Source organism: Weissella confusa, assembly GCA_041871065.1.
Classification (GTDB): Bacteria; Bacillota; Bacilli; order Lactobacillales; family Lactobacillaceae; genus Weissella; species Weissella confusa_A.
Map to the genome: position 1 here is coordinate 745,334 of CP168942.1, position 14,002 is coordinate 759,335.

A 14,002-nucleotide genomic window follows, 5' to 3' on the forward strand; every position below is an offset into this window, starting at 1 on the left:
GCTGGAACGCGTTCTGGAACCTTCGATAACGATACCAACACAGACCAAACTTACTACGTTTACTTGAAGCACAACACGACTGATGTCGTCGGTGGTAAGGACGGAAATGCAACATGGACAGTTAGGTCGACAGTGCGATACTTCTATGAAGATGGCAAGACGGTTGCCGCCACAGCGAATGTGCGTTCAACAACCTTTACGGCAACCATAACTTATGATGCGGTAACTGGCGAAGAATTAGCGACGAAGTGGGATGCGGATAGCTACACATTTACGGATGTTGATTCACCTGTTATTCAGGGGTACATCGCTGATTTGTCAGCGGCTGGAGCAGCGACTGTTAGCTATGATTCAGCCAGTGTGGGATTCCGAGTAATCTATAAGGCGCTGGGTGCTTGGACGCCAAGCTTCCCAGATACGACGCCAGATAATCCGCCAACTGATGTCACGTATCCAAACGACCCAACGGATCCAACACAACCTGATCGCACGAATCCATCAGTGCCTGTTGTACCGTATGTGCCTGGATATACGCCAGAATTACCTGATGGTACGCCGTTGACGCCGGTTAATCCGAGTGATCCAACTGGTGGATACTTGCCACCAGATGTGCCGGCAGATCCAACGACTGACACGACAATTGTTTATCATGCGAATGATCAAACCGTCACTGTTAACTACATTTACGTTGCGGATGATGGCACCCGTACAGTCGTGCATACTGAATCATTTGATGGTAAATCGAACGCAACTTATACGCACGAACTGTGGGATTACGAGAATAATCCAGACCAGTCTTATGTTTTGGTATCTAAGGATGCCGGTGCTGAGAGCGGTACGTTCGATGCTGACGATGATGAGACACAAGTTTATAACGTTATTTTGGCGATTGGAACGGAATCGGTACCAGGTGGTAAGGATGATGACCCAAACCAAAGCGACTACACAAAGACGATTACCCGTACGATTCGTTACGTCGACCAAGATGGTAATCAAATGGTGGATGCGAACGGTGAGTTGGTGCCAGATGATATCATCAGTCACACCTTTACGGCAACGGTTACTTATAAGGTTGATTCAAATGTACCGGTTTCGATTGAATGGCCTAATGATTCGGCCACGTTCACTGCGGTTAAGAGTCCAGTTATTACTGGATATGTTGCCGATGTAACACAAGTTGATTCTGACTTAATCGACCACAATGACACGGATATAAAATACACAGTTACGTATAAGCCGATGGGAAGTTGGACGCCAAGTTTCCCACCAAATACTGAGAACGTGCCAAGTGATCCGATTCAATATCCAAACGATCCAAATAATCCAACGGATAATGAAACGCCACATGACCCCGCTGAGCCAGGTGACCCAGTTATTCCGTATGTACCGGGTTACACGCCGGAAGGGCCTGATGGCACACCATTGAAGCCGGTTGATCCAGAAAATCCATCAGCTGGTTATATTCCACCAGCTCCAACGAATCCAACTGGGGATACAACGATTAATTACACACGCAATACGCAACAAGTCATCGTTCGTTATATCGACGACACGACCGGTTCGGAAGTAACTGAACTTCGTCAAACGTTCTCGGGTGAAACTGATCAAGCTTATACGAACACGTTGTCTGATTATGCAAAGCTTGGTTATACGTTTGTTAGTGCTGAAGCGGGCGCAACTGCCGGAACTTACGACCGCGATGACACCGCAAATCAAATTTATGTGGTTCATTTGGATCACGGTACGGTGGTTGTTGATGGTGGTCGTGAAGATGATCCAAACCACGACAGTTACACGTCTACGGTTAAATCGACGGTGCACTATGTCTATGAAGCTGATAATGCAACGGCCAAGCCTGATAGTGTACAGGAAAAGACGTTTACAGCATCAGTGACTTATGACGCGGTAACTGGCGAAGTTGTTTCGATTGTTTGGCCAACTGAAGAACAGAGTTTTGACGATGTTCAAACGCCAGTTATTGACGGTTACTTTGCTAGTGAAGGTTCAGTTGCTGGTGGCGCGGTTGATTACAACGATGCAAGTCGTGAAGAAACTGTCACTTACACGAAGCTAGGTTCTTGGATTCCACACGTGCCTGATTTGCCAGAAGATGAGCAATTGAAGACGCGTGTCTATCCAAATGATCCAAACGATGCCTCAAAGGTTTGGACACGTGATGATCCAAACTACGTTGAAGTACCAGTGCCATATATCCCAGGATATACGCCTACGACCGACGGTAGCAGCACACCTTTGGAACAAATTGATCCAAACGATGTGACGAAGGGCTACTACCCACCAGCTGTGCCGGACAACCCGGCCGCGGATACGCCGATTTACTATGTGGCACATCCACAAACATTGGTGGTTGTTTATGTCGACGTTTCATCAGGAACCGAAGTCGAAGTTACTGAGCTACAACAAACTTTGACGGGAACAACGAACGCGGCTTACACGAACACGTTGTCAGATTATGCTGCTCGTGGTTATGTTCTAGTTAAGCAAGATGCAACCGCAACGGCTGGGACGTATGACGACGCAGATAACGTGACCCAATTTGCTAAGGTTTACTTGGACCACGGCACGGTTGTAGTCACGCCGGATAACCCTGGTGATCCAGGTAATCCGATGTACCCAGATGTACCTGGAACGCCAACTTGGCCAGGTGGAACTGACCTCGACGGCGTTAAGCAGACGATTAATGGTGTCATCAATTATCAGTATGAAAACGGAGATGAAGCATTCCCAGATGTCACGCGTACAGTAACGTTTGAGCGTTCAATCACACTGGATGCCGTGACTGGTGAACAAATTTCAACAACGGACTGGGTTGTAACGGCTGGTGATGATGACTGGCCAGAGACACCAAGTCCGGTGAAGGAAGGTTACTATGCTGATATCTCAGATATTTCGGCGGTAACGATTGCACCGGGTGATTTCGACCGTAGCTATATGGTGACGTACTACCCAATGGGTCAGTACGTACCAGTATTCCCAGAAGGTACTGAAAACGTGCCAAGTGACCCAATTACGTATCCAAATGACCCAGATAATCCTGGTGATCCTTTGGAGCCGGGTCAGGGAACGCCGGATACACCAGGCGACACGGATAATCCAACCTTGCCATACGTTCCTGGGTTCACACCAGAAGGACCAGATGGCACGCCATTGACGCCGGTTGATCCAGATAACCCAAGTGCGGGTTACTGGCCGCCGGAAACGCCAATCGATAATCCGGGTGGTGACACGACGATTACCTACACGGCGAATGAGCAAAAGGCGACTGTAACATTTATCGACGATACGACGGGTGACACATTGAAGGTTGTCGATTTGACGGGTAAGTCTGATGAAACTGATGCTTACCGCACGGCGACCGACATCGCGACGTACGAACGTGCCGGATATGTCCTTGTGAGCGATGATTATCCAACGGATGGTGTGGTTTATGACCGCGTTGACGATACGGACCAACCATTCACAGTGCACTTGAAGCAAGTCACGATTACGGTTGAACCGGATGATCCAAAGGAACCAGGCACGGATATCTTTACGCCAGGCGACCCGGTTGATCCGAGTGACCCAAGCAGCCCAACATATCCGGAAAGCCCATACACGCCGGGTGACCCAGTTTATCCAGACCAACCAGATGGACCAACGGTACCTGATACACCAGGTGACCCAGGTACACCGGTTGATCCGGATAATCCAAGTGGACCAACTTGGCCAGCAACGCCAACGTACCCCAGTGGTGTCACCAAGGATGATTTGAATCAGACAGTCACGCGTACGATTACTTACACGTATGCAAGTAATGGTGAAAAGGCATCTGAAACGGTTACTGAAACGTTGACGTACAGTCGTACAGCGACAGTTAATGCGGTGACTGGGGCGGTGACTTATGGCGATTGGCAGACGACTGATTCAACCCTTGATAAGGTTGATTCGCCGTTGATTTCGGGTTATGTGGCTAGTCAACTACTGGTTGACGAAGAGGCAAACGTTGACGCGATGGCCGACGATAAAACTGTTGCAATCACGTATACCAAGCTTGGACAATGGGTGCCATCATTCCCACCATCAGCCGATGATGAGAATGTGCCAAGTGATCCAATCGATTATCCAAACAACCCAAGCGACCCAACCGAACCGTTGGAGCCGGGTGTGAATAATCCAAATGATCCAGGTACGCCGGCTAACCCAACGTTGCCATATGTGCCGGGTTATACACCAGAAGGCCCAGATGGTACGCCGTTGACACCGGTCGATCCAGACAATCCAAGCGCGGGTTACTGGCCACCGGAGACGCCAACGGATAAGCCGGGTGATGACACGGTTATTCACTATGTGGCAAATGATCAAGCAGCTCGTATTACGTATATTGATGATGATACTGGCCTTGAATTGGCAGTTGATACCATCGCTGGTGAGTCGAGTGACACGTCAACGTATACAACGGCTGACCGCATTAAGTCTTACGAAGCGCAAGGATACACATTGGTTTCAAATGACTTCCCAGAAGATGAGTTCCAATTCGATCGTGATGATGCGACGGAACAAAAATTCGAGGTGCATTTGAAGCGCACGGTTTTGGTGATTACACCAGGTGAGCCGGTGGACCCAAGTGACCCAATCTTTACGCCAGGTGAGCCGGTGGACCCAAGTGATCCATCGAGCCCAACGTATCCAGCCGAACCAGGTACACCAGGTGAGCCGATTGATCCGGCTAACCCTAGTGGTCCAACTTGGCCGGAGACGCCAACATACCCAACGGGATTGACGACCGAAGATTTGAACCAAACGGTTAATTTGACGGTTAACTATGTTTACGAAGACGGTACGACGGTTGCGCACGACCCACACACGGATGCAGTGCACTTTACGCGTACGGCAACGTTGGACACAGTGACGGGCGAGGTGACGTACTCAGATTGGGTAGCGGTTAACGATGATGATTTGTTGGATACCTACAAGTCACCAGTTATTGATGGTTACTATGCTGATAAAGCATACAGTACAGCGGTAACGGTTGCAGCCGAGGATGGTGATGTGACTGAGACTGTGACGTACAAGAAGTTGGGACAATGGGTACCATCATTCCCAGCCACAACGCCAAGTGCACCGACGGATCCAATTGATTATCCAAATAATCCAAGTGATCCAACGGTACCAACGGATCCGGCTGAGAATCCAAGCGAACCATGTACGCCAGAGAACCCAACGTTACCTTACGTGCCGGGTTACACGCCAGAAGGGCCAGATGGTGAGCCGCTAACGCCGGCTGATCCAAGCAACCCATCTTCAGGCTACTTGCCACCAAACCCAACTAATCCGGGCGAGGATACGGTGATTAACTACGTACCAGCTGATTAAGTTGGTTCGGTAACGTATATTGACGCGACAACTGGTACGACGTTATCAGTTGATCCATTGGCTGGTAAGTCAGATGAACCGGGCACATATACAACCGCCGATTGTATTAAGCAATATGAGGCGATGGGATATGTACTGGTAGATGATAACTATCCAACGGACTTTACGTTCGACAGTGATACAGCCAAGTCACAAGATTTCACGGTAACGTTGAAGCAAGTCACCGTGGTTGTGACGCCGGATGATCCAAAGAATCCAAGTGACCCAATCTTTACGCCGGGTGATCCGGTGGACCCAAGTGATCCATCAAGCCCAACTTATCCCGAGGAACCTGGTACGCCGGGTGATCCAATTGATCCGAATAACCCAAGTGGACCAACATGGCCAGCGACGCCAACGTATCCAGCTGGGGTAACAACGGAAGATTTGAACAAGACGGTTACACGTACGATTACGTATGTTTACGAAGATGGTTCTGAAGCTGCGACAACAGTCACGGACAATGTCGTGTTCGAACGTACCGCTACGGTTAACGCCGTGACGGGTGAGGTCACATACGGTGAGTGGACGGCAGTCGGCGATGATGTCGATTGGCAACAAGTTGATTCACCAATGATTGTCGGCTACATGGCCGACAAGGCTTCGGTTGAATTTGTAGCTGTCACCGGTGCAACTGAGTCAACATCAGTGGTTGTGACGTATACGGCGGTTGGTCAATGGGTACCACATTTCCCACCGGGAACTGAGAATGTCCCAAGTGACCCAATCAACTATCCAAACAACCCTGATGATCCAACGAATCCAGCGGATCCTGGTCCGGATAATCCGGCCGAACCTGGAACGACGGATAACCCAACCTTGCCATACGTGCCTGGCTTTACGCCACAAGGACCGGATGGTGAGCCGTTGGAGCCGGTTAACCCAAGTGAGGGTTACTGGCCACCAGTTATTCCGGATGATCCTAAGCAGAGCCAAGATATTACCTATACTGCTAATGAACAAGCCGCGCGAATTGTCTTCATTGACGATACGACCGGCACGACATTGGCAACTGATGATATCGATGGCGTGTCGGATGAGAAGTCGACGTATACGACGGCGGATCGTTTGGCTGCTTACTACGCCCAAGGTTACAGGTTGGTCAGTGATGAATATCCAGCCGACTTTGCGTTTGACCGTGTCGATGGCAATGTTGAAACGTTCGAGGTTCACTTGAAGCACGCTGCGATTACCGTGACGCCAGATGATCCAAAGAACCCATCAACGCCAATTTACACACCGGGTGACCCGGTTGATCCAAGCGACCCATCGAGTCCAACGTATCCAGCGGAACCGGGTACGCCTGGTGATCCAATTGATCCGGATAATCCAAGTGGGCCAACTTGGCCAGCGGTACCAACGTACCCAGCTGGGTTGACGACGACCGATTTGAATGAGACGGTTAACCGTACGATTACGTATGTCGATGAGGCAGGCGAAACGGTCTTCGATGACGCAACGGACAAGGTCAGCTTCACGCGCACGGCCACAGTCGATGCGGTAACGGGTGAAGTTACCTACGGCGAGTGGGTCGCAACTGATAATGACACAACGTTCGACGCGGTGAACTCACCAGTTAAGACTGGCTACTACGCCGATAAGGAAGTGGTTGCTGAAACCACTGGTTTGACGGCAACGACGGGGGATGAAAACGTTCAAGTTGTCTACAAGCCAATGGGACAATGGGTACCATCATTCCCAGCCGGCACTGAAAACGTGCCGTCTGATCCAACGACGTATCCAAATGACCCAGCTCATGCCGATACGCCACTTGAACCAGGTGATTCAAATACGAATGTGCCAGGAACGCCAGATAATCCAACAATGCCATATGTACCAGGCTTTACGCCACAAGGTCCAGATGGCACGCCTCTTGAACCGGTAACGCCAGGTTCACCAGAAGGTGGTTATTGGCCACCAGCAACACCAACCGATAACCCAGGTGGTGATACGGTTGTGACTTATGTTGCTGATGAACAAAAGGCGACGATTACGTACCACGATGTGACGGCTAATACGGATTTGTCGGTTGATACGATTGATGGTCATTCTGATGAAGCAAGTTCATACACCACAGCACAACGCATTGCGATGTATGAGCAACAAGGTTACCGTTTGGTCGATGATGGTTATCCAGGTACGGAATTCACGTTCGATCGTGATACGGCAACTGATCAAGCGTATATCGTACAACTTGAGCGTATTACGCAAACGATTACGCCAGATGATCCAAAGACGCCAAGTTCACCAATCTTTACGCCGGGTGATCCGGTGGACCCAAGTGATCCATCAAGCCCAACGTATCCTGAACAACCGGGTACGCCAGGTGAACCAATTGATCCAGATAATCCAAGTGGCCCAACTTGGCCAGCCACGCCGACGTATCCAGCCGGTTTGGAACATGATGATTTGAATCAAACGGTCACGCGTGAAGTAACTTATGTTTACGATCGTGATGGTTCAGAAGCTGCGACGACGGCGACGGAAACGGTGACGTTTACCCGTACGGCAACACTTGATACGGTCAGCGGCGAAATCACATATGGTGAGTGGATTGCGGCTGATAGTGATACGACCTTTGATGAGGTGACATCACCAACAATCGCTGGTTACACGGCTAACCGTGCGTCAGTTGCGGAAGCGACCGGCGTTGCGGCGATGGATGCAGATACGTCGATTGAAGTGCGTTACATTGCGAATGAGCAACATGCAACGATTACGTATATTGATGACAACACGCAACAAACGATTGTCATGGATGACATTACCGGACAATCTGATGGCACGACGACCTACACGACCGCTGACCGGATTGCGGCTTTGCAAGCGCAAGGTTATAGCCTCGTAAGTGATGGTTGGCCAGCTGACTTTGTGTTCGACACGGATGATGATACGACGCAAGCCTTCGAGGTCCACTTGAAGCACGCGACGATTACGATTGACCCAGATGATCCGAAGACACCAAGTTCACCGGTTTACACGCCGGGTGACCCAGTTGATCCGGATGACCCAGATGGCCCAACGTATCCAGCTGAACCTGGTACGCCAGGCGAGCCAATCGATCCAAACAATCCAAGTGGTCCAACTTGGCCAGCAACACCAACTTATCCGGATGGCTTGAAGACGACTGATTTGAATGAGTCAGTTGACCGTACGATTACGTATGTTTACGAGAATGGTAACGAAGCTTCTGAGACAGTGACGGATAACGTCCAGTTCACACGCACCGCCGAGTATGACGTGGTGACGGGAACTGTGACATACGGTGAGTGGGTTGCGACGAACGGCGATACGACCTTTGATGCGGTTGAATCACCAGTAATTACCGGCTACTATGCTGATTTGACGCAAGTTGATGAAACGGCTGGTTTGACGGCGAATAGTGGGGATGAAAACGTTAAGGTCACGTATAAGCAAATGGGACAATGGGTACCATCGTTCCCAGCTAATACACCAAGTGTGCCAACAGATCCAATCACGTATCCAAACGATCCGGATGATCCAACGCAACCGCTTGAACCGGGTGCGCCAGATTATCCAGTGGTGCCATACGTGCCAGGCTTTACGCCAGAAGGACCGGATGGCCCATTGCAACCAGTTGATCCGACTGATCCAAGCAAGGGTTATGTGCCACCGGCAACGCCGACGGACAACCCTGGTGAAGACACGACGATTAATTACGTTGCCAATGAGCAAACGGCAACGATTACGTTTATCGATGACACGACGAAGACGAATTTGGCAGTCGACACAATCACGGGTGTTTCTGATGCAACGTCAACGTATACCACGGCTGAGCGCATTCAAGCATACTTGGCGCAAGGTTACACGCTTGTTTCGGATGGTTATCCAACTGACTTCACGTTTGACCGTGATGACAGTAAGACGCAAGCGTATGAAGTTCACTTGAAGCACGCGACGATTACGATTACGCCAAGTGATCCGAAGACGCCAAGTCAGCCAATTTACAACCCAGGTGATCCGGTCGATCCGAGTGACCCAGATAGCCCAACGTACCCAGAAGAACCAGGCAATCCAGGTGACCCAATTGATCCGGATAACCCAAGTGGTCCAACTTGGCCAGCAACGCCAACGTACCCAGCTGGTTTGACTGAAACTGATTTGAATGAATCAGTGACGCAAACCATCACGTACGTATACGCCGATGGTCAAGAGGCAAGTGATCCAAAGACGGACACGGTAACGTTTAGCCGTACGGCGACGCTTGATCCGGTCACAGGTGCGGTAACGTATGGTGAGTGGATTGCAGCAAATAGTGATACCACGTTTGATACGGTTGACTCACCAGTGATTACTGGTTATGTTGCAGACAAGCAGACGATTGCTGAAGTGACGGGTATTCAGGCGACTGATGCTGACACTGGCCCCGTTGTGACTTACACGGCGATGGGACAATGGGTACCATCATATCCAGCTGGTACGCCTGATGTACCAACGGATCCGATTACGTATCCAAATGACCCAGATGACCCAACGCAACCAGCTGATCCAACGTCACCAAATTATCCGGTCATTCCGGACGTGCCTGGCTTCACGCCACAAGGACCAGATGGCCCATTGCAACCAGTTGATCCAAGTGACCCAAGTAAGGGTTACGTGCCACCAGCAACGCCAACTGATCCGACACAAGATACGACGATTACGTATGTTGCCAACGAGCAACAAGCGACGATTACGTATATTGATAAGACGACTGGCAAGCATTTGGCAATGGATACAATCACGGGACATTCTGATGAGACGTCAACATACACAACGGCTGACAAGATTGCAGCCTACGAGGCAGCAGGTTATGTCTTGGTTTCAGATGGTTATCCAGGTGCAAACTTTACCTTCGATCGTGAAGATGATTATGACCAAACGTATGAGGTCTATTTGGAACACGCTGTGATTACAGTTGATCCAAATGATCCAAAGACGCCAAGTTCACCAATCTTCACGCCAGGTGGTCCAGTTGATCCGGATGACCCAACGAGCCCAACTTATCCAGTTAACCCTGGTGACACGCCAACGCCAACGTATCCAGGTGGTTTGGAAGAAGCTGATTTGAATGAATCAGTTAAGCAAACTATCACGTACAAGTACGCTAACGGTGAAACAGCAGCTGATGACGCGACCGATACGGTCACGCTCAGTCGTACGGCAACTGTCGATGCGGTAACGGGTGCAGTTACTTACGGTGATTGGGTTGCTGCCAATGGCGATACGACCTTTGATGCAGTGGACTCACCAGTGATTACGGGTTATGTGGCGGATAAGCAGACAGTTGCTACGGTGACGGGTATCGGTGCTAAGGATGCGGACACGACGGTTAATGTTGTGTACAACAAGATGGGACAATGGGTACCATCGTTCCCAGCCGATACAACAAATGTTCCGAGTGACCCAATGACGTATCCAAATAACCCAGATGATCCAACGGAACCACTCACACCGGGACCAGAAAATGAAAATGATCCAGGTGACCCAGACAACCCAACGTTGTCATATGTACCAGGCTTCACGCCACAAGGGCCAGATGGCGAGCCATTGGACCCAGTTGATCCAAGTAACCCAAGTTCAGGTTACTGGCCACCAACTTTGCCAAGTGACCCAACCACTGATACGACAATCGAGTACAAGGCGGATGAACAAGAAGCCACGATTACGTATATTGATGAGGTGACGGGCGATACCTTGGTTGTCGACATGATTAAGGGTGGTTCGGATGAATCAAGTACGTACACGACGGCTGACCGTTTGGCTGATTACTTGGCTAACGGATACGTGTTGGTTAAAGATGAATATCCAACCGACTTCACGTTTGACCGTGATACGACGGTCACACAAGCCTACAAGGTAACCTTGACGCACGGCTCACAAACGATTGATCCAAACGATCCAAAGACGCCAGGAACGCCAATTAATCCGGATAACCCTGATGGACCAAAGTATCCAGATGGTTTGAAGTCAACTGATTTGAATGAGTCAGTGACGCGTACGATTACGTATGTGGATCAAGCTGGCAAGACGATGGCGACGGCGGTTAAGGAAACCATTCACTTTACGCGTACGGCAACCCTTGATACGGTAACCGGAGCATACACGTACAGTGCTTGGGTGCCAACGACGGTAACGTCAATGGATGCAGTCGATTCGCCAGTCATTGCTGGTTATGTGGCTGATCGCCAAACGGTCGCTGCTTTGAGCGATTTGACGGCAACATCAGCGGATGTGACAGAGAAGGTCGTTTACTCACCAATTGGTCAGTACGTACCATCATTCCCAAGTGGCGTAACGGATGTGCCAAGCACGCCAATTGATTATCCAAATAACCCTGATGATCCAACTACAACGGACACACCGGGTGAGGATAATCCAGCTACACCGGGAACACCTGATAATCCAACGATGCCATATGTACCAGGCTTCACGCCACAAGGTACAGATGGCGAGCCATTGGATCCAGTTGACCCAGATAACCCAAGTTCAGGTTACTGGCCACCAGCACCTAGTGAGACGCCGACTGAAGATACAACGATTACGTACACGGCCAATAAGCAAACGGCCACGATTACGTATATCAATGATGAGACAGGTAGCGTTCTAGCAGTTGATACGATTACTGGTGGTTCAGCTGAAACCAGCACGTACACCGCTTATAACCGCATTATGGTTTACAAGTTGGCTGGTATGATGTTGGTAAGCAATGGTTACCCAAGTCACTTTACATTTGATCGTGACGAAACGGTTGATCAGGCCTTTGAAGTTCACTTCAAGGGTGCGACAATCACGGTTACGTCAGATGATCCAAAGGTGCCAGGTGATCCGATTTACCAACCAGGTGATTTGATTGATCCTAACGATCCGGATTCACCAACCTTCCCAGACCCACTTGGCGAGCCAGGAACGCCGGTTGATCCGGATGATCCAGATTCACCAACTTGGCCACAACCACCGGTTTGGCCAGATGGGGTAACGACGGAAGACTTGCGAGAAGAGGTCAACCAGACCATCACTTATATCTATGAGAAGGATGGTTCAACGGCGGCGAAGACAGTTACCGATCAGGTTGTCTTTACGCGTACGATTACCATTAACGTCATCGCTGCCCAAGAGAGTGCGCAACCACGAGCGCGTTTGGCACGTGCTGCAACGTCAAGTGCGATTGTTTACTCTGATTGGCAGGCTGTGAACAACGACGATAAGTTTGATGCCAAGACATCACCAGTTATTCCGGGCTACATTGCTGACCGTTTGGTGGTCGAAGAAGTGGCTGGCATGGATGAAACCAGTGAAGATGAAATCCAACAAGTTGTTTACCGTCAACTTGGTTCTTGGGTACCTAGTGTGCCACAAGTGCCAGGGGTTAAGACACCAGGCGAAGTGACGTATCCAAATGATCCAGATGACCCAACGAAGACGGCTGATCCAAATTCACCAGGTTATCCGGTCATCCCATATGTACCTGGCTTTACGCCACAAGGTCCAGATGGTACGCCATTGCAACCGGTTGATCCGAAGAACCCAAGCAAGGGTTACTTGCCACCAGCTGTGCCAGGTGATCCAACGACTGATACAACCATTGTTTACAAGGTTGATCGTCAACACGCAAAGGTCAACTTCATTGATCAAAACACGAAGCAAGTGCTCCATGTTGAACAGTTGTCTGGCGACAGTTACAGCAAGTCGTCATACACGACGGCTGAGCAAATCGCTTACTACATGGCCCAAGGTTACGTTCTTGTTCGTGATGGTTATCCTGCTGGTGGTATGACGTTTGATGCGGATTCAACGTTGAACCAAACGTTTGTGGTCACGTTGGCGCACGGCACAAAGACGGTTGATCCAAATAACCCAGGTGTACCAGGTACGCCAATTGATCCGAACAATCCAGATGGTCCTAAGTGGCCAGCCGGTGTTGATGAAGATCACTTGAAGACGTCAACGACGCGTACGATTATCTTCCGTACAAGTGACGGCACGATTGTCGATACGAAGACGCAAATTGTGACGTACACGCGTACGGCGACGGTCGATACGGTTACTGGTGAAGTGACGTATGGCCCATGGACGGCGCCAGATGGTTCACATGTACCGGACGTGGCTGTACCGGGTATGCCGGGCTACGTGGCTGATCGCAACCTCGTGCCAGGCGTGGATATTCCGGTCGGTACACCAAACTTCACTGAGTATGTCACGTACACGGTTGTACCAGAGCAACCAGCAGTTGAAGTTGAGCCAAATGAACCGGTTGAACCAGCGCAAACTGTTCAAACAGTTACGCCTGAGACGCCGGCGATTGTACCTGAGATATTGACGCCACATTCATTGGCCTACACGGCAGTTCAATCAGCAACGGCTGCACCTGAAAGTGCTGCTTCGTTGGCTTACACAGCCGAACAAAGCGCAGCTGAGTCGGCAACGGCCCAACATTCAGGCGTCTTGCCATACACTGGTTCGGACGAGCAAGAGGGTGCTAAGGCAACTGGCTTGGCCACGTTGTTCGGTTTGTTCCTTGGTTTGTTCAAGCGTCGTAAGCGCGAGAATGAAACTGAAGAAACAAGCAAGAAGCACGACGATAAGTAAC

Annotated in this window: 2 protein-coding genes; both read left to right on the plus strand. The window is 50.1% G+C overall.

The window, feature by feature from the left end; genetic code table 11:
* Positions 1 to 63: 63 nt before the first annotated feature.
* Positions 64 to 5,373 carry a hypothetical protein gene (locus tag ACAW68_03335; GenBank protein XGA16602.1) on the plus strand — a complete coding sequence of 1,770 codons (5,310 nt, stop codon included), beginning with the start codon at positions 64 to 66 and terminating at the stop codon, positions 5,371 to 5,373.
* 18 nt (positions 5,374 to 5,391) lie between these two features.
* The gene (locus tag ACAW68_03340; protein XGA16996.1) at positions 5,392 to 14,001 is read left to right on the plus strand and encodes a hypothetical protein; all 8,610 of its coding nucleotides are present in this window, start codon (positions 5,392 to 5,394) and stop codon (positions 13,999 to 14,001) included.
* Position 14,002: the final 1 nt, after the last annotated feature.